Source organism: Propionivibrio sp., from assembly GCF_016790145.1.
Lineage (GTDB): Bacteria > Pseudomonadota > Gammaproteobacteria > Burkholderiales > Rhodocyclaceae > Propionivibrio.
This window is the reverse complement of the sequence record NZ_JAEUOI010000083.1, coordinates 30,731-48,906: the sequence shown is the minus strand read 5'-3', so window position 1 is coordinate 48,906 and position 18,176 is coordinate 30,731. Positions and strand designations below refer to the sequence as shown.

Annotated in this window: 16 protein-coding genes; 11 read left to right on the top strand and 5 right to left on the bottom strand. The window is 57.9% G+C overall.

The features are described 5' to 3' along the window. Window positions 1–48: 48 nt before the first annotated feature. The 3 genes from JNM42_RS07525 to JNM42_RS07515 form a co-directional block, all read right to left on the bottom strand. A complete protein-coding gene (locus JNM42_RS07525; protein ID WP_294268070.1) occupies window positions 49–492 on the bottom strand; it encodes a DUF3293 domain-containing protein in 444 nt (147 codons plus the stop codon). Then, window positions 489–1,835, bottom strand: a complete 1,347-nt coding sequence (rmuC, locus tag JNM42_RS07520; RefSeq protein WP_294268069.1) for a DNA recombination protein RmuC — start codon at window positions 1,833–1,835, stop codon at window positions 489–491. Before rmuC ends, JNM42_RS07525 begins: the two co-directional genes overlap by 4 nt. Before the next feature lie 138 nt (window positions 1,836–1,973). Further along, window positions 1,974–5,408, bottom strand: coding sequence for a DUF748 domain-containing protein (locus JNM42_RS07515; RefSeq protein WP_294268068.1), 3,435 nt, complete (start codon window positions 5,406–5,408; stop codon window positions 1,974–1,976). Between the two features lie 190 nt (window positions 5,409–5,598). On the opposite strand from JNM42_RS07515, the gene JNM42_RS07510 reads away from it, so the two are divergent. Further along, on the top strand, window positions 5,599–6,561 hold the full coding sequence (locus tag JNM42_RS07510; protein ID WP_294268067.1) for a diguanylate cyclase: 963 nt from the start codon (window positions 5,599–5,601) through the stop codon (window positions 6,559–6,561). Between the two features lie 151 nt (window positions 6,562–6,712). On the opposite strand, the gene gloB is transcribed toward JNM42_RS07510, so the two are convergent. Then, window positions 6,713–7,474, bottom strand: coding sequence for a hydroxyacylglutathione hydrolase (gene gloB / locus JNM42_RS07505; protein WP_294268066.1), 762 nt, complete (start codon window positions 7,472–7,474; stop codon window positions 6,713–6,715). Between the two features lie 27 nt (window positions 7,475–7,501). On the opposite strand from gloB, the gene JNM42_RS07500 reads away from it, so the two are divergent. From JNM42_RS07500 to JNM42_RS07465, 8 genes are all read left to right on the top strand, one after another. Further along, on the top strand, window positions 7,502–8,227 hold the full coding sequence (locus tag JNM42_RS07500; RefSeq protein ID WP_294268065.1) for a class I SAM-dependent methyltransferase: 726 nt from the start codon (window positions 7,502–7,504) through the stop codon (window positions 8,225–8,227). Continuing rightward, the gene (gene rnhA / locus JNM42_RS07495; RefSeq protein ID WP_294268064.1) at window positions 8,217–8,684 is read left to right on the top strand and encodes a ribonuclease HI; all 468 of its coding nucleotides are present in this window, start codon (window positions 8,217–8,219) and stop codon (window positions 8,682–8,684) included. Before JNM42_RS07500 ends, rnhA begins: the two co-directional genes overlap by 11 nt. 24 nt (window positions 8,685–8,708) lie before the next feature. Beyond that, the gene (gene dnaQ / locus JNM42_RS07490) at window positions 8,709–9,428 is read left to right on the top strand and encodes a DNA polymerase III subunit epsilon (protein WP_294268063.1); all 720 of its coding nucleotides are present in this window, start codon (window positions 8,709–8,711) and stop codon (window positions 9,426–9,428) included. Window positions 9,429–9,554: 126 nt separating this feature from the next. Beyond that, window positions 9,555–10,019 (top strand): nickel-responsive transcriptional regulator NikR, encoded by a 465-nt coding sequence (gene nikR, locus JNM42_RS07485; protein WP_294268062.1) that lies wholly within the window; start codon window positions 9,555–9,557, stop codon window positions 10,017–10,019. A 441-nt stretch (window positions 10,020–10,460) separates the two neighbouring features. Then, window positions 10,461–12,542 (top strand): TonB-dependent receptor, encoded by a 2,082-nt coding sequence (locus JNM42_RS07480; RefSeq protein WP_294268061.1) that lies wholly within the window; start codon window positions 10,461–10,463, stop codon window positions 12,540–12,542. 11 nt (window positions 12,543–12,553) lie between these two features. Then, complete coding sequence (locus JNM42_RS07475) at window positions 12,554–13,189, top strand: TonB family protein (protein WP_294268060.1); 636 nt, start codon at window positions 12,554–12,556, stop codon at window positions 13,187–13,189. A 549-nt stretch (window positions 13,190–13,738) separates the two neighbouring features. Beyond that, complete coding sequence (locus JNM42_RS07470; RefSeq protein ID WP_294268059.1) at window positions 13,739–14,638, top strand: recombination-associated protein RdgC; 900 nt, start codon at window positions 13,739–13,741, stop codon at window positions 14,636–14,638. 22 nt (window positions 14,639–14,660) lie between these two features. After that, window positions 14,661–15,020: a GIY-YIG nuclease family protein gene (locus JNM42_RS07465; RefSeq protein WP_294268058.1), complete on the top strand. Its 360-nt coding sequence runs from the start codon at window positions 14,661–14,663 to the stop codon at window positions 15,018–15,020. Between the two features lie 31 nt (window positions 15,021–15,051). Here the strand turns inward: JNM42_RS07465 and JNM42_RS07460 are convergent, their stop codons facing one another. Next, on the bottom strand, window positions 15,052–15,273 hold the full coding sequence (locus JNM42_RS07460) for a hypothetical protein (RefSeq protein ID WP_294268057.1): 222 nt from the start codon (window positions 15,271–15,273) through the stop codon (window positions 15,052–15,054). A 194-nt stretch (window positions 15,274–15,467) separates the two neighbouring features. Here JNM42_RS07460 and prfB point away from each other — a divergent pair. Continuing rightward, a protein-coding gene (prfB, locus tag JNM42_RS07455; protein ID WP_294268056.1) for a peptide chain release factor 2 occupies window positions 15,468–16,572 on the top strand; the annotation gives its coding sequence in 2 pieces (ribosomal slippage) (window positions 15,468–15,548 and window positions 15,550–16,572; 1,104 coding nt in all). 53 nt (window positions 16,573–16,625) lie between these two features. Then, window positions 16,626–18,140 carry a lysine--tRNA ligase gene (lysS, locus tag JNM42_RS07450; protein WP_294268055.1) on the top strand — a complete coding sequence of 505 codons (1,515 nt, stop codon included), beginning with the start codon at window positions 16,626–16,628 and terminating at the stop codon, window positions 18,138–18,140. Window positions 18,141–18,176: the final 36 nt, after the last annotated feature.

The window sequence follows — 18,176 nt, the reverse complement described above, 5'->3', positions numbered from 1 at the left end:
GATACTACCCGCTTACAGCAGCGAGAAACAGTAACTACTTTTCGGTCTTTAATACTGACTTACGGCATCGTCACCGCTTTCCTGAATCCAGACCAGGCGTGGTGCGCCACCGACATCGCCACAAACACACGCCAACTGAAAAAACTCCGAAGCCAGAGAACACACCTGCTTTTCACTCACCTGCAGGAGCAGAAAACCCGGTTCTTCAGGCCACATCCGGTCATCGGCGAGATTGCAAGCCAGGGAGAAAGACCAGCCGAGGGTCTGCAATCGTTCCTGCAAGCGCAGCCGGCGTTGCCGGTTGCCATCGTCATCACGGACGCCCCCGGGGTTGTAGGCGGTGAGCACCGCCCAGCAGGAAACGCCCTGCCGGCGCAGAACGTCATCGAATGCAGGATCAGGCCTGCCGATGCGCAAGTCAAAGACGCCCTCGGCGGTATCCACCCGATAGCTCGTCGCCCGAAATGCAACATCGAGGGCTTCCGTCCTCATGTCTCTTCGTCGGCCGCTTCGATTTCTTCCAGGGCGCCCAATAGCGCCTGTGCCTCGATGACCGGCAGCGCCTCGACGCCCTTCAGCTTGCGCTCGATCTGGCGTGTTCTTACGCCAGCGGATTCAATGCTTCGGGTGGCCTGTTCAAGCTTCTTGCGCGTTGCTTCAAGCGCTTCGCCAAACTTGCCGAATTCGGACTTGATCGCCCCCAGCACAATCCAGACTTCCGATGAACGCTGCTCGATAGCCAGCGTGCGGAAACCCATCTGTAGACTGTTGAGCAAGGCCGCCAGCGTCGTCGGGCCGGCAATGCTGATGCGAAAATCGCGCTGCAGGCCGTCGGCCAGACCGGGGCGACGCAGGACTTCGGCATACAGTCCCTCGGTCGGCAAGTAGAGAATGGCAAAATCCGTGGTGTGGGGCGGCTCGACATATTTGTCGCGGATTTTCTTCGCCTCGTCGCGCAGGCGCATCTCGAGGGCCTTGGCCGCCAGCTCGACGGCCAGCGGATCGGCGCGCTCCTGGGCCTCGATCAAACGCTGATAATCCTCCATCGGGAATTTTGCGTCGATCGGCAACCACACTGGGTGTTTCTCGTCGCCGCCCATTTCGCGTCCCGGCAATCGAATGGCAAATTCGACGCGTTCACTGCTGTTCGGTCGGGTAATCACGTTCTTCTCGTACTGCTCGGCAGTCAGCACCTGATCGAGCAGCGCCTCCAACTGCACCTCGCCCCAGGTACCCCGCGTCTTGACGTTGGTCAGTACCTTCTTCAGATCGCCGACACCGGCGGCCAGCGTCTGCATCTCGCCCAGCCCTTTGTGCACCAGTTCCAGCCGTTCGCTGACCAGCTTGAACGAATCGCCGAGGCGCTGCTCGAGCGTCGCGTGCAATTTCTCATCGACGGTCTTGCGCATCTCCTCAAGCTGGGTTGCGTTATCGGCCTGCATGGCGGCAAGACGAGCCTCGATGGCCAGACGAAGCTGTTCGAAACGTTGTTCATTGCTTTGCGTCAGGCGTGTCAGTTGCAAGGCAAAGGATTCGAGCTGCTGTGCCTGCACGGTACCGAGTTGCCCTACCTGGGCCGACAGTGTTTTGGCCAGACGATCAAGCGCCTGTGACTGTTCGTCGCGGTCCCCGCGTGCGGCGCTTGCTGCTTCCTGACGCCCACGCGCCATTTCCTGGCGCAATTCGCGCTCAAGTCGCTCCAGACCGCCTTCCAGCGAGCGGAAAGCGGGATCGAGCGAATCGTCCCTGCGCCCGGCGCGCTGCAACAACACGAGCTGCAGCACCAGCACGACGACGCCAATCGCTGCCAGCCCGTATGACGAGAACTCGCTCATGCCTTTCCTTCTCTCTCGGCTGCCGCGTTGTAATGTGTAGGTCGGGTTACGGCCATTCGGCCTGACCCGACCTGCTCACCACGACATTTGTAGTCCTTGTGCCAATTCGCGCTGGCCGAGTGGTGCGAACCGGATGGCTCATTTCAACGTGAAATCAACCCGGCTGCTCCTGGCTTTTTCGTCTGCACCCGACTTGGCTCCGGCCTCACCGAGCTTGCTTGGTCGAAGGAAAACCCGATCGGCAGGCACTTCATGGTCCAGCAGCCAGTCGCGGACGGCTTTCGCCCGGCGCTCTCCCAGTTCGCGCAAATCCTCGTCATCGACGATTGAATTGGCCAGCATCAGTTTTTCCATTTCCTCAACCGGCAGACCCTTGACCAGGCCGACCATGTTGCGTGGTTTGGGGAATTTTTCCGCACGGTAGGCCCGTTCAAGCAGTGCAGGATACTCCTCGTCGCTGACCGTGATCGTTTCGGCCGAGCCGCTTTCAACGCCATTCTTCGTCAAATCCTCGCGTTTCAGCGCCCTCACCTTGCGCTCAATGCGTGCGCTCTTCAAACCCTCGCGATCCTGCTCAAGATCGACCCGCCCCTCAACCTCCAGCTTGAGCGCCGGCCGGTCAATGAGGGCCTTGGTCAGATTTTCGAGGCGCTTTTGCGCTGCCGGTGTAATCGTCGCCCGCCCGTAGTCGAACTCGACATTCGACAGCTCCTCGCCACTGCCGAACATCGAGCCGATCAAGGCAAAGGGTGAAGTCACCGCCTTGATAAAGAGATTGATAATAACCTTGATGACCAGGCCACCGATGCTGAACTGCGGGTCATTGAGCGAACCGGAAATCGGCAGATTGAGATCGATCTCCCCCTTCCTGTTCTTCAACAGCGAAACAGCCAGCGTAACCGGCAGTTTGGTCGCATCCGGGCTTGCCACCGGGTCGCCGAAAGTCAGTTGATCGAGGAATATCCGGTTCTCGGCTTCCAGTTGATCATTCTCGATCTTGTACTTGACGAACAGGGAAAGCTTGCCCTTCTCGATCATGTAACCGGCGTACTTGCCGGAATACGAGGAAAACGAGGTCAATTCGATGCCCTTGATATCCGCCTGCAAATCGAGATAGGGTTTGGCCGACAGCGGATTGATCTGTGCGCTCACATTGAGCGGCGCCACGTTATCGTAACTGCCGCGCAGTTCAAGACTGGCAATGCTGCCGGGTTCGGAGGACAGGCCGGTAATGCGGCCACCGATCTGTTTCAGATTCGCCGTGTAATTCGGCTTGACGAAGTTGTCGCTGAATCTAACATTGCCGCCCTGCAAGGTAATTTTGCCGATCTTGATCGGCATCAACGGCTTGCTTTCGGCTACGACCGGAGCGGCCCCAGCCACCGGATTGACCGGCGCAACGGCCTTGCCGGAACCCGACTCGGTCGCCGGCGCTGCGCCTTGCGTCTCTCCCGATTCAGCCGACTGCGGAACCACGGCAACGGCTGGAGCATCCTCCTTGCGCACGATCTGCAGCAGGTTGAGCTTGCCTTCCGGGCTGACAATGACACGCGCAAAAAAATCGGTAAGTGCGATCTCGCCTATCGAAAGCGAGTTGGGATTCAGGCGCGCATCGACCTTGCCGAAGAAGAGTGACTTCCAGCGCAGAAAATCCGCCGAGTTCAGCTTGTCCACGGCGTAGAAGTCGCCAATGGTGGCCTGCCCGGTGAAGCCTCCGGCCAGGACCTGCGCATCGGTCTTCTTGCCGGATATTTCCTGACGCACCTGCACATTGCCATTCATCGTCACCTGTCCGCGGGTCACTGAAATGTTCAGCTTCTCGGTGAAATACGCTTGCAGCGGCAGCAACTCAAGCGACTTGATATCCAGATTCAGGTCGGCATTGAGCGGAAAGAGTTTTAGCGTTCCATCCAGGCTGACTTCGCCCTTTTTATTGTGCTTGAAACGAGCCGCCAGTTTGGCTGTCTGTCCTGGCTCGGTCGACAGGTTTTCCATTTCAATACCGAAGCCATCGATCGTCTGCGTCGCCGCCGGGGAAACGGCCCGGTCTTCAAAACGAACACCGAAATCTTCGCCGACATACTTGTCCACCGTGATCTTCCAGGGCGCCGAGGTCTCTGTCTGCGACGCCTCAAGGACGCGCAGTGCCGGCGTCTGTAGCCATTCGATCTTGCCCTCTGCCGTGCGCCGGATCAGGACGCGCACTCCTCGTGACAGCGCGTCGCCGACCCGCACCTCATGCCGGGCCAGATCAAGCTTTCCGCCCTTGATGGTGTGGCTTTCGACCTTCAGCCACTCCTCGGCAATCATCCGCCAGGACGCATCAAAATCCGCCGCTGTTTCACCTTTGCTGTCGAGCTTGTGCAGATCCAGTTCAAGGGCTTCGAGGCTGGCATTGAATGGCTTGCCGTGCGACTCGTCGAGCCAGCGCAGTGCGCCACCGCTGACCTTCGCTTCGCCCAGCGACCATTCGACAGGAATTGCAGGTGCCGACTTTTCGACGGCTTGCGCCATCGGTTTTCCGGGCTTCAGTTCCTTGCGGAAGAACTCGATCCAGTTGATCGTACCCTGCCGGCTGACGCGGGCATGAATCTCCGGCGAATCGACGGCAATACGCTCGATGACGAACTTGCGGCCGAGCAGGTCGGCTGAGCCGATGACCAGGTCAAGCTGCTTGAGCGATAACAGAGGGAAGCCTGAAGTATCCTTGACATCCAGGCTGGCGATGGCCGTCGTGCCAGACACAAGCAGTGTCGAAGGCTTGTCCTTTTGCTGAAGAAATGTAAGCTTGAGATTGGTGTTCAGCGCACCGGACTGAACTTTGATCGGCAAATCGAAGGGAATGTAATCCAGATACTTGGCTAACTGCAGATCGCTCAGATCAAGGGCGAGTTCGCTCTCCAGCGTGTCGGCGAAAGGCTTGCTCCTGCCTTTGATATGCAGTGGCGCCCCATTGACGAGCGCCGAGAATGACGGTTCAACGAAGCTGTCGGTGGCATACGCCATGCTCGAAACAAAAGGCAGCGTCAGGTTGATGTCGCTGATGACATGTTTTTCGTCGAGTGGTCGATCGTCGAACTCGATCACTCCCCCCGTAATCTGAATGTTGTTGAGCGAAAAAGGCGGGGTCGGATCGTCATTTCGGGGCCTGGCCATGAACTCGTCAAGCAGGTCGGAGAAGTTGTAGCGGTTGTCCGGCAAACGAACGATCCTGAGTTTGGGGTTTTCCAGACGAACTTCTCCAAAGACCGGACCGAAGCGGAAAATGGACGTCGATTCAAGGTTCAGATACAGACTGTCGAAACTGGCAAAAGTATCGCCGCCTTCCCGTTCCTGAATGCTGACGCCCTCCAGGGTCACCGACAGGGCGTAGGGGTTGATGCTGACGCTATTGACCGTTACAGGTCGGTGCAAGGCCTTGCCAAGCTGCTCAAGCAGCATCGATTTGACCAGCGGCGGCAGGACAAAGAAACCGAGCACGCCGATAACAAAAAACGCAATAACGAAGCGCCATGCGTATTTTTTTGTTTTTTGGGAATGAAGAACCGTCTGAAGTTTCGCACTGTCGATCATGATATCGCGCCGTAATTATGTTTCGAAAGCATGAATTTATCACGAACACTCGATTTTCGAACCGGCAACTGAGAGGCTTTAAATAAATGCTTTGAAACCCGCCCCAGCGGTGAGCGAATTATCCGGATGCTCAATCCATCCAATCAGGCTAGAATGGAGATCGACGCATAATTTTCCTTTTGGGATCAGGATGAAAGCGCTTGTCATCGAGGATAATAAAGCCACTCTGCAGCTTATTTGCGAGCAAATTCGAACGATTGGCATTACCCCCATTGCGGCCGAAACCGCCGCTAACGGCTTGGATCTGTTTCAGTCCGAACGCCCGGATCTGATCCTGCTTGACATCATCATGCCGGACCTCGAGGGCTGCGAAGTGGCCCGCCAGATTCGCCAGCTTGAGACGTCGGGAGACTGGACACCAATTTTTTTCATGCTTCCCCTGAGCAAGGATAAAGACAAAGACATCGAGATGAGTATTGCCGCAGGCGGCGACGATTTTCTCCTCAAGCCGATCAGCGAAGTCGTTCTCTCAACCAAGATTCGTGCCATGCAGCGCACTATCCAGATGCGCCAGTACCTGCTTGCACTAACCCGAAAACTCGACAGCGCCAACCAGGAACTGAAGCGGCTGACCTCGCTCGATGGTCTCACCGGCATCGCCAATCGCCGTCACTTTGGCGAAGTGTTGTTACGCGAATGGCGTCGCGCCATGCGCCAGGGCGAGGAACTGTCGATTGTCATGTGCGACATCGACTTCTTCAAGCTGTACAACGAAAGCTACGGACCCCAGAGCGGTGACGAGCGCTTGTGTCAGCTCGCACAGACCTTGACCGGTACCATGGATCGTGGAGGCGATCTGCTCGCCCGCTACGGCGGCGAGGAATTTGTAGCCGTTCTGCCGGGAACCACACTTAACGGCGCCAGGTTTGTTGCCGAGCAGATGCGGCAGGCCATCAGCCAGTTGGCTATTGCCCACCCCGGAACACCATTTGCGCATTTAACAGCGAGTTTCGGCGTCGCTTCCGCCGTGGCGATGCCGGAAACCGATCCCCAGGACATCGTCGCTGCCGCTGAACTGGCTCTTCTCAAGGCAAAGAACGAGGGACGAAACCGTGTTTGCGAAACGAGCTCGCTTGACCCACAGGACAACTGAGCGCTTGTGATAAAAAATGGTTTAAACTCCACCGCAGAGGCGCAAAGTGGCAAAGGTAAAGCAAAGAATTCTTTTGCAAACAATGTGTTAACTTTGCGATTTCTTTCCACCTTTGCATCTTTGCGGTGGATTTTTTATCCTTCTCAGGCGCTCAGAAGCCGTTTTTCCACTCGCGCAACACGGTGAATACTTCAAGAGCATTTTTCGCCTGCGCGACCCTGCGCTGAGCTGAGGCGACAATTTCAGGTTCGCTACAGCGTAAAAAAGGATTCGTCGCCTTTTCAAGCGCAATCGTCGAAGGAACTGTCGCCCATCCCCTGGCGCGCGCCACAGCCACTTCATCGACCCGCTTACGTAAATCGCTGTTGCCGGGTTCGACGGCCAGTGCAAAACGCAAGTTGGCTTCGGTGTATTCGTGCGCGCAATAAACGGCAGTCAGATCGGGCAAGGCCGCCAGTCGCGTCAAGGAATCGTGCATCTGGGCCGGCGATCCCTCAAACAGCCGCCCGCAGCCGGCACCAAACAGCGTGTCGCCGCAAAACAAGGACCCGGAACCATAGTAGGCAATGTGACCCAGCGTATGTCCGGGAACGGCGATAATCCTGAACTCGACGCCCAGAAATTCCAGGCGGATCGTTTCTCCCCCGTGCAAAGGCTGCGTAAGGGCTGTGATAGACTCAGCCGCCGGGCCGAATACCCTGGCCGGAAAATGGGACAGCAAACCCGCCACGCCGCCCTGATGATCGGCATGGTGATGCGTGATAAGGATAGACTCCAACGTCAAACCATCCCGCGCAAGAACCTCGAGTACGGGGCAGGCATCGCCGGGGTCAACCACAAGCGCTGATGCACCCTTGCGCAGCAGCCAGATGTAGTTATCCTTGAAAGCTGGAATTCTGATGACGTCAAACATGGCCTGATTGTGGATGAACTGCGGATAATGTCAATTCCCGGGATCGATAACTGGCTGGACTCGCCGCAAGGGCACTATGTGATGGCCTGGGAACAGGCCAGGATCGACGTCATGGTTGCCGATCTGTTCGGCTACAATGCGCTCCAGCTTGGCTTGCCGAAATTCGATCTGCTCGCGCAGAACCGCATACCCCTGCGCCAGCTTGCCGGCGAATCGGGAGCCGTCGATGTCCTCTGCGACCTGAGGGAATTGCCTTTCTCGGCGAACAGCATCGATCTGGTCGTAATGCCTCACATCCTGGAATTCCACGACGATCCGCACCAGATTCTACGTGAAGTCGAGCGCGTGCTGATCCCGGACGGGCAACTGCTGATTACCGGCTTCAACCCGCATTCGCTTTGGGGCTTGCGCCGACGTCTGCCCAACCGCCCCGATGCGTTCCCGATTAATGGCAACTACATCTCGGTACTGCGCCTCAAGGACTGGCTGCAATTGCTCAGCTTCGAAGTTGATCGCGGCAATTTTGGCTGCTACGCTCCACCCTGTGAACAGGAGCGCTGGCTCAAGCGCTGGCATTTCATGGAAGCTGCCGGCGACCGCTGGTGGAGTTTTGCCGGCGGCGTCTATCTCCTGCGCGCTGTCAAACGAGTGCGCGGCATGCGCCTCATCCTGCCGCCCTGGAGCCAGGAAAAGCTGCCGCGCAAGGCGCTCGCGGCCCTGACCCAAAAGGAATTCAAACAACGTGACCAATGATACCAGCCTGAATATCTACGCCGACGGCGGCTGTCGCGGCAACCCCGGCCCGGGCGGCTGGGGCGTTCTCCTGCAGACCGGTACGCTTGAGAAGGAACTCTGGGGCGGCGAAGCGGACACCACCAACAACCGGATGGAACTGACCGCTGTCATCCGCGCGCTCGAAGCGTTGAAGCATCCAAGCACGGTACTCGTGCACACCGACTCGCAATACGTGCAAAAAGGCATCAGCGAGTGGATTCATAACTGGAAACGCAATGGCTGGCGCACTGCCGACAAAAAGCCAGTCAAGAACACAGATCTTTGGCAACACCTTGACAGCCTTGCCCGGCAACATGAAATCAAGTGGATATGGGTCAAAGGACACGCCGGACATCCCGGCAATGAACGCGCCGACAGGCTGGCCAATCGCGGCATCGATGAGTTACTGAGCGCGCGCAGGAATGCACACAATTAAAACCTTGAACCTGAAATAACCGACATGCGCCAGATATTCCTCGATACCGAAACTACCGGCCTTGAACACAAGCTCGGACACCGCATCATCGAAATCGGCTGTGTCGAAATGCGCAACCGGCGCCTGACCGATCGGCACTTTCATTGCTATCTCAACCCGGAGCGTGAGATCGACGCCGGTGCGCTCTCGGTACACGGCATCAGCCTCGAATTTCTCCAGGACAAGCCCCGCTTCGCCGATATTGCTGCTGAATTTCTCGATTTCGTTCGTGGCGCCGAACTGATCATCCACAACGCCGCTTTCGATGTCGGCTTTCTGAATGCCGAACTCGCCCGGCTCGACCTGGCACCGCTTGACACCGTGTGTCATGGCATACACGACACCTTGCGCATGGCCAAGGATCTGCATCCCGGCAAGAAGAACAACCTCAATGCCCTCTGCGAACGCTACGCGGTCGACAACTCGCACCGTACCCTGCACGGTGCCTTGCTCGATGCCGAGATTCTTGCCGAAGTTTATATGGCGATGACGCGGGGTCAGGAAAGCCTGATCATGGAACTCGTCAACAATAACTTCGGCCAGACCGAAAGCGCTGAACAAGCGAACAACGGCGGCCAGCGCAGGTCGCAACTCGTGATGCGCGCCAGTGCAGATGAACTAGCCCAGCATGAGATCCTGCTTGCGGAAATCCAGAAGGAAAGCCGGGGGAAATGCCTTTGGCTTGCGGGCGAGTCAGCGACTTGATTCAATGCACTCGCTGTACTAGCTTGCCTTTACGATAGATATTTGTTGCTCTCGAAATATCAGCATCAGCTATCTGGGACTAGCGCTGTCGCCCGCCAGGCGGCTTTTTTTCAGGGGGAAAGTGGCATGGAACGCTTCACGATTTCGCTTGACGATACTCTGGCCAGGCAGTTTGACGAGCTGATCGCCGCACGCGGTTACAGCAACCGCTCGGAGGCGGTGCGTGACCTGATCCGTGGCGCCATTGAGAGAGACCGCCAGCGCGACCCGCCAGCCGGTCATTGCGTTGCCAATCTCTCGTATGTCTATAACCATCACGAACGCGAACTGGCCGAGCGGCTGATGGGTTTGCAGCACGATCATCACGATCTGACGGTGGCGGCCATGCACAGCCATCTCGACCACGAAAACTGCCTGGAAACAGTCATTCTGAAAGGCCTGACCGCCGATGTCCGGCGTTTTGCCGATTCCCTGATTGCGGAAAGCGGCGTACGTCATGGGCATCTGAATTTAATCGCGCTGCAGGCCGAACACCACCACGCCCATGACGAGGCGGGTGAAGCACATATTCACTACCGCCCGGCCTGCTGAGTAGGTCTTTTCGTAAGTCATTGAATTACTCGACAAGCCTTCTCGGCAAAATATATGAATAGTTTTGTTCATCTGCAAGAGCTGGATGTATGATAACTATTATTATGTTCACACTATTTTACTGAAACCCTCGCCAACGACTGGCGAACGCAAGCGTTGTTGACCCTGCTGTTTTTGCTAACAGGCACCATGTTCAATTCAGGCATCCGGCGAACTGTGGCGTTCCAAGCCATGACAATGGCCGTTCCAGTCCGTCTATTAAAGGCGCTTTGATGCATTTGGCCACCAAGACCAGGGTTGCCTGGGATGTTTAGAACAATGCCTGCCCCAAACGACGGCTACCAATTCAAAAAGAAACTGCAGGCAATGCCGGTTCGCCGGCATTTTTTTCCTGGCCAGGTAAGATTATTCTAATAATATTCATACTACTAAGGAGGAGTCATGAAGAGGTGTCTGAATTCAGGATGGCTGTCATTTGCCGTGGGTCTGGCGGTTTTAATGCCGGATCATGCGGTAGCGGAAGATCTGCAATTGCTTTCACCGATCGAGGTCCGCGCCCAGAGTGAGAATCTGCTGGGGGCTGCTGCTTCCGGGAGCGAGGGCGTGGTTTCCAGCCAGCGCATCGGGGCAGTAGCCATCCTGCGTCCGGGGGAGGTGCTGGAAATGGTGCCGGGAATGATGGTTACCCAGCACGCCGGAGACGGGAAGGCCAACCAGTATTTCCTGCGCGGCTTCAACCTCGACCACGGGACCGATTTCGCTACCTTTGTCGGCGGCATGCCGGTCAATATGCCCTCGCACGCCCATGGCCAGGGCTATACCGATCTCAACTTCCTGATTCCCGAACTGGTCGAGCGCATGGCGTTCCGCAAAGGACCGTACTTCGCAGAAGAGGGCGACTTCGCGTCGGCCGGAAGCGCCCGTATTGACTACTTCCGCCAGATCGATGGAATCCTTGCCCTGGCGACCGTGGGTCAGAACGGATACGCCCGCGCTTTGCTCGCGGGATCACCGGAAGTCGGCAGCGGTCGGCTGCTTTATGCCCTCGAATGGTTTCACAACGACGGCCCGTGGGTCGTCGATGAGAACTATCGCAAGCTCAACGGTGTGCTGAGCTACAGTCAGGGCAACCGCAATGACGGTTTCGCCGTAACCGCCATGGCCTATCGCGGCCAGTGGACCTCCACCGACCAGGTGGCCGAACGGGCCATCGACAGCGGCCTGATCGATCGTTTTGGTACCCTCGACCGGACTACCGGCGGCGAGACGCACCGTTACAGCCTCTCCGGCGAATGGGCGGCGCGCGGACAGGACAGCCATAGCAAGGCCAATGCCTGGTGGGTAAAATCAGACCTCGATCTGTGGTCCAACTTCCAGTATTGCCTGAACGACTTTGCCAACAGCGGCACCTGCAACACGGGGGATCAGTTCAAGCAGTCCGAGCGCCGTAAGAATGCCGGTTTTGCCGCTTCGCATTCGCTCTTTGCCAACTGGGGCGGCTTGCCGGTGGAAAATTCCTTTGGCGTCTACGGGCGTATCGACCGTCTGCGGCCGGTAGGACTTTACAACACCCAGGCGCGAAACACGCTGAGCACCGTACGCGAAGACGATGTTACCCAGAAGAACCTGGCCCTCTGGGCACAGAACGAAACCCGCTGGACGCCGTGGCTACGTTCCATCCTCGGCCTGCGTGGCGATACCTACCGTTTCGATGTCGATTCCAGCCTTGCCGCCAACTCCGGCAAGGCCAGCGACCAGATGCTGTCGCCGAAATTTTCCCTGATTCTTGGACCGTGGCGAAGAACTGAACTCTATCTGAATTATGGCCAGGGTTTCCATTCCAACGACGCCCGTGGAACAACCATCAAGCTTGATCCGGCCGATGGCGTCACACCTGTCGATTCGGTCAACCCCCTGGTGCGCACCACGGGTTACGAAATCGGCGTGCGCAGCGAACCGCTCAAGGGCTGGCAGACGACACTGGCCCTGTGGCAACTGAATATGGATTCCGAACTGCTGTTCGTCGGCGATGCCGGGACCACCGAGCCTTCGCGCCCGTCACGCCGCTATGGCGTTGAATGGACCAACTTCTACGTACCGATTGACTGGCTGGCCTTCGACGCCGATCTGGCCTGGTCGCATGCGCGTTTCAGCGAAAACAGCGTGGACGGCAATTACATCCCGGGCGCCGTGATGGCCACGGCTAATCTCGGTGTCACCGTCGACCACCTCGGCCCCTGGTTCGGCTCGGTTCGCCTGCGCTACTTTGGCTCGCGGCCACTGATCGAGGACAATTCCGTGCGCTCATCCAGTTCGTCGCTAACCAACATGCGCCTCGGCTACAAGATCGACAAGCAGACCCGGGTGTGGATTGACGTCTACAATTTATTCGACCGCGAGGTGAACGACATCGAATACTGGTACGATTCGCAGTTACCCAACGAAATTGCACCGGTGTTCGACCGCCACATTCACCCCAGCGAACCGCGCACCTTCCGCCTCACCTTGTCACATCGCTTCTGAACCTGCCGTTGATGGATCGCCTGCTACGCTACGCCCTCCTTGCTTCCATTGCCGTCCATGTGGCGGCGGTGGCGGCACTGTATCCCAGGCCATGGACGCCGCCACCCTTACCGGTCATCGTAGCCACTCTGCAGGGGCCCGTGGCGGGATTGCCGGAAATGGCTCCAGTCGCACCCGAGCCGCGGGCAGTAGCCGCCGCTCCGAAACCAGCCGTTCCCCTGCCGGCCCCACGGCGACCGGCGGTGCTGGCGGTGGCCGCCCCCACGTCATCGTTCACTACCTCAGCGCCGCCTGTCGCTGCGCCTGAAGCGTTGCCATCCGCTCAGGCATCCGGGGTCGTAGCCGCAGCCACTGGGCCGGCCGTGTTCGAGCCGCCCCGTTTCAATGCCGCCTACCTCGCCAATCCGCCGCCGCCCTACCCGGCCTCGGCACGCCGAAGGGGTATCGAGGGAGCGGTTTTCATCGATGCCCGGGTGGGTGTGGGGGGCGAGGCCAGGGAACTCAAGCTGGCGACCAGTTCCGGCGATACCGCCCTTGACACGGCGGCCATGGACGCCGTGCGCGGCTGGCGTTTCGTCCCTGCCCGCCGGGGTGAACAGGCTGTCGAAGCCTGGGTTCGCATCCCGCTCGTATTTCGCCTGAACTGAATATCTTTGCACACAACAATACGATCACTATCCATAAAAAACCCGAGCTTTTCGAACTCAGGTTTTGTCAAGGTGTCAAGCCATCAGCTATTTCCGGGGGTCTCGAGCGGACGTTTAGGGCGCCGATGTTGTCGTTTGGGCGGACGACCATCGAGCCTTCCTTCCTGTGGCCGACCATCCGGCCGCGGGCTATTGTTATTTACCCCCTTGTTGCGTTCAGGGCGACGACCCTGTCCGGAAATGCCCGGACGCATATCCGACGGCCGCTCCGGCGTTCGGTCTGACTCACGGTTTCCAGGGGCCGTACGGATTTCGAGTTCGTTCAGTTCATCCCACTGCTCATCGGTGCGATCCCGCTCCGGGATGGCAAGAAGTTCTCGAATCCGGCGACGCGGATCAATAGGTTGTGGATCATTCATACCGACATTATGAACTACACGACAGCCCACATTCAACACTCGCAATAAATCAAGTGCTCTGGAAGTAAGAAAACGATCCATTAAGCACGGCATTCAGCCCTATAATCCCTCTCTTTTTTGAGTCTGCCCCATGTGGTTCAGAAACCTCCAGATCTACCGTCTGCCAAAAAGCTGGGCCGGCAATGCCGGCAAACTTGAAGAACAGCTATCCACGCTGACCCTGCCTCCCTGCAGCGCAGGCGATTCGCGGAGCATCGGCTGGGTTCCGCCGTGCGCCGCTGGCACGCTCGTCCATGCCGTCAACCGGCAGTGGCTGCTGGCGCTGGGTATCGAGGAAAAGCTGCTGCCGGCCTCGGTGGTCAGGCAATTTGCCGACGAGCGGGCGACAGCGATCGAGGAGAACGAAGGCCGTCGCGTTGGTCGCAAGGAGATGCGTGAACTCCGCGATGCGATGACCAGCGAACTGCTGCCGCGTGCCTTCATTCGCCGCCGCACCACCTTTGGCTGGATCGATCCGGTCAACGGCTGGCTGGTCATTGATGCCGCAGCGCCGGCCAGGGCCGAGGAGTTTCTCGAACATCTGCGCAAAGCGGTCGACAGCCTGCCGGTCAGGCTGCTCAAGACAACGCAATCGCCTTCGGCGGCGATGACCGGCTGGGTAGCCGATGGCGAGGCGCCGGGTGGATTCACCATCGACCAGGATCTGGAATTGCGTTCGGCTGAAAAGGCGACGGTGCGCTACGTCAAGCACACGCTGGAAGGCGAGGAAATCCGCCAGCATATTGCGGCCGGCAAGATCGTGACACGACTGGCGCTGACCTGGGGTGAGCGTATCTCCTTTGTGCTCAATGAAAACCTGCAGATCAAGCGCCTCGGCTTTTTGGACATTCTCAAGGAAGAAGCCGATGGACAGGCGGAAAATGAGGACGAACGTTTCGACATCGATTTCACCTTGATGACCGGCGAGGTCGCGCGCCTGCTCGATGATCTGCTCGAAGCGTTGGGTGGCGAACTGGCCAGCGAAAGCTGAGCAACTGCGCAAAAGCCTTCAAATGATCAAGGTGCAGGCGAATTCATCAGTCACTGAAGATGCCAGCGCACCCCGGCAAACCTCGTGGTTCCTTTATCTGATCGAATGCCTGGACGGCAGTATCTACACCGGCATCGCCATCGACGTTGCTGCGCGCTACGCCGAGCACGCCAGCGGCAAGGGCGCCCGCTATACGCGCGCCCACCCGCCGGCCCGACTGCTCGCCAGCATTGAATACCCGGACCACTCCAACGCAGCGAAGGCCGAATACCGGATCAAGCAACTCAAGGCCTCGGCTAAACGTAAATTCCTCGCCGGTTTGATTCCCCGCACGCCTGAATCCATCGCCTCCGCCGCCGCTGAAGAAAGCCCTGAATGGTGAGCACAGGGCTTATTTCCCTTGTTGAATAAGCTTAATCGAACAATCCCGGCTGCAGCGGAGCAAGGTTTTCACGCTTGACCGTAAATCTTATCGGCAAACCGCTGCGTCCGATGGCTTCCACCAGCATGCGATCGGCACAGGTTTCGGCCACCACCCGGACGTTGTAACCGCCACGCGCCAGTTTGCCGGCACGGCCAATGTAGCTCGCAACGGTGCCAATTTGCGGAAGCCAGACGGATTTTTTTCGTGCCATGATGGATATCGGTCGGAAGGAATCAATGCGCAAAGGCTACTACGGACGCTTGAAATAGCCATACTGTGCATTCATCCAGCAAATTGCAGGCTCCATAAAACCTGGAAGCCGGCGAACGGGCGAACGCTGTAGCCTTCAAGACCTGGCCTTGCTGCGTATATAATGAGCGGTTTATTTCAGTGGTCGGAACAATCATGGAAGCCGAGCAACTCAATATCATCGCAAACCGACTCGTCGACCTCGCTCAGCGGGCCATCGAGTTGCGGAGGTATCTTTGACTACGATCAGAAGTTTGATCAGTTAAGCGCCGTTTCCCGCGAACTCGAAGACCCGAAAGTCTGGGACAACGCGGATCGCGCACAGGAACTCAGCAAGGAAAAGAAATCACTGGAAAACGTTGTCCTGACTCTCGACCGCGTAGGCGAAGGCCTCAAGGATGCCGGCGAGCTTTTCGAGATGGCCAGGGAAGAGAGCGATGACGATACGCTGAATGCGGTTGCCGCCGATGTCGACGGAATCGAAAAGGAAGTCGCCAGGCTTGAATTCCGCCGCATGTTCAACAACCCGGCCGACCCGCTCAACTGCTTCATCGACATACAAGCCGGTGCCGGCGGTACCGAGGCTCAGGACTGGGCGTCGATGTTGCTGCGCATGTACATCAAGTACGGCGAGCGCAAGGGCTACAGCGTCGACGTTCTCGAAGAATCCGAGGGCGACGTCGCCGGCATCAAGACGGCAACGATCAAACTCTCCGGTGACTACTGCTTTGGCATGTTACGCTCTGAAACCGGGATCCATCGCCTGGTACGCAAATCGCCATTCGATTCGAATGCCCGTCGTCATACCAGCTTTTGCTCGATCTTCGTGTACCCTGAGATCGACGATTCGTTTGAAATCGACATCAACCCGGCCGATCTGCGCGTTGACACCTACCGTGCCTCGGGTGCCGGCGGCCAGCACATCAACAAGACCGACTCGGCAGTGCGCATCACACACCTCCCGTCGGGCATCGTCGTGCAATGCCAGAACGACCGTTCGCAGCATCGCAACCGCGCCGAAGCGATGGCCATGCTGAAGTCGCGCATGTACGAAGCCGAGATCCGCAAGCGCCAGGCCGATCAGCAAAAACTCGAAGACGCCAAGACCGACATCGGCTGGGGCCACCAGATCCGTTCCTACGTGCTTGACCAGTCGCGCATCAAGGATTTGCGCACCAACGTCGAAGTCGGCCATACACAGAGCGTGCTTGACGGCGATCTCGACCAGTTCATCGAAGCCAGCCTGAAACAGGGCGTCTGATCCCTGTACTTACGTCGTTAAAACCTTTCATCACATTAATTGCGAGACAGACCATGTCCGAACAGACCAGCCCTCCGATCAACGATCCCGTTCATGATGAAAACCATATCATTGCCGAGCGCCGCGCCAAGCTCGCCGAATGGCGTGCGACCGGCAAGGCCTACCCGAATGACTTTTCGCGGGAAAACACCGCCGGCAAGATTGCCGAGGTCTACGCTTCCAAGTCCGGCGAAGAACTCGAGGCTGCACCGGTTGAGGTCAAGGTCGCCGGTCGAATCATGCTCAAGCGCGTCATGGGCAAGGCCTCCTTCATCACCATTTCCGATCTCTCCGGGCGCATCCAGCTTTATGTCGCGCGCGACAAGGTCGGCGAGGAAACCTACACCGCCTTCAAGCGCTGGGACATCGGCGACATAATCGGCGCCATCGGTACCCTGTTTCGTACCAAGACTGGAGAACTTACCGTCCAGTGCTCGGATATCCGTCTGCTTTCAAAATCGCTGCGCCCGCTGCCCGAGAAATTCCACGGGCTGACCGATCAGGAGCAGAAATACCGCATGCGTTATCTCGACCTGATCATGAACGAGCAGTCGCGCTTTACCTTCGCGGCTCGTAGCCGGATCGTCCAGTCGATCCGTAACTACATGACGGGCCACGGCTTCCTCGAAGTCGAAACGCCGATGATGCACCCGATTCCCGGCGGTGCCTCAGCGCGTCCCTTCAAGACGCACCACAACGCGCTGGATATGGAGCTTTTCCTGCGCATCGCGCCCGAGTTGTACCTGAAAAAACTGGTCGTTGGCGGCTTCGAGAAGGTTTTTGAAATGAACCGCAATTTCCGCAACGAGGGAATGAGTCCGCGCCACAACCCCGAGTTCACCATGATGGAGTTCTACGAGGCGTACTCCGAATACCGCAAGCTGATGGACTTCACCGAAGGACTGCTGCGCCACGCGGCGCGTGACGCGCTGGGTACCGAAATCTTCGAATACCAGGGGCGTACGCTCGACCTGTCGAGGCCGTTCGACCGGCTGACGATGGTCGAAGCGATTCGCAAGTACCATCCCCAATACACGCTCGAACAGTTGAACGATGCCGAATGGCTCAAGCAGAAACTCGCTGCAATGAAGGTCGAAGTCAAGACCGGCATGGGGCTGGGCACCCTGCAACTGCTGATGTTCGAGGAAACGAGCGAAGCCGATCTGTGGGATCCGACCTTCATCATCGATTATCCTGCCGAGATCAGTCCGCTGGCACGTTGCAGCGATGCAAATCCGGAAATCACCGAGCGTTTTGAATTGTTCATTGTCGGTCGCGAGATCGCCAACGCCTTCTCCGAACTGAACGATCCGGAAGATCAGGCGGCACGCTTCCTGGAGCAAGCCAAAGCCAAGGACGCCGGTGACGAGGAAGCCATGTTCTACGATGCCGACTACATCCGCGCCCTCGAATACGGCCTGCCACCAACCGGCGGCTGCGGCATCGGCATCGACCGCCTGGTCATGCTGCTGACCGATTCGGCCAACATCCGCGACGTCATCCTCTTCCCCCAGATGCGCCCTGAGTGATACGCCGCAGGCGTATCACGAAGAAGTACTCCTGGG

Coding starts and splice junctions, on each gene's coding strand:
- JNM42_RS07470 (WP_294268059.1), top strand. CDS start 13,739: ATGTGGTTCAGAAACCTCCAGATCTACCGTCTGCCAAAAAGCTGGGCC.
- JNM42_RS07460 (WP_294268057.1), bottom strand. CDS start 15,273: ATGGCACGAAAAAAATCCGTCTGGCTTCCGCAAATTGGCACCGTTGCG.
- dnaQ (WP_294268063.1), top strand. CDS start 8,709: ATGCGCCAGATATTCCTCGATACCGAAACTACCGGCCTTGAACACAAG.
- lysS (WP_294268055.1), top strand. CDS start 16,626: ATGTCCGAACAGACCAGCCCTCCGATCAACGATCCCGTTCATGATGAA.
- rmuC (WP_294268069.1), bottom strand. CDS start 1,835: ATGAGCGAGTTCTCGTCATACGGGCTGGCAGCGATTGGCGTCGTCGTG.
- JNM42_RS07525 (WP_294268070.1), bottom strand. CDS start 492: ATGAGGACGGAAGCCCTCGATGTTGCATTTCGGGCGACGAGCTATCGG.
- JNM42_RS07475 (WP_294268060.1), top strand. CDS start 12,554: ATGGATCGCCTGCTACGCTACGCCCTCCTTGCTTCCATTGCCGTCCAT.
- gloB (WP_294268066.1), bottom strand. CDS start 7,474: ATGTTTGACGTCATCAGAATTCCAGCTTTCAAGGATAACTACATCTGG.
- JNM42_RS07480 (WP_294268061.1), top strand. CDS start 10,461: ATGAAGAGGTGTCTGAATTCAGGATGGCTGTCATTTGCCGTGGGTCTG.
- JNM42_RS07510 (WP_294268067.1), top strand. CDS start 5,599: ATGAAAGCGCTTGTCATCGAGGATAATAAAGCCACTCTGCAGCTTATT.
- JNM42_RS07515 (WP_294268068.1), bottom strand. CDS start 5,408: ATGATCGACAGTGCGAAACTTCAGACGGTTCTTCATTCCCAAAAAACA.
- JNM42_RS07465 (WP_294268058.1), top strand. CDS start 14,661: ATGATCAAGGTGCAGGCGAATTCATCAGTCACTGAAGATGCCAGCGCA.
- nikR (WP_294268062.1), top strand. CDS start 9,555: ATGGAACGCTTCACGATTTCGCTTGACGATACTCTGGCCAGGCAGTTT.
- JNM42_RS07500 (WP_294268065.1), top strand. CDS start 7,502: ATGTCAATTCCCGGGATCGATAACTGGCTGGACTCGCCGCAAGGGCAC.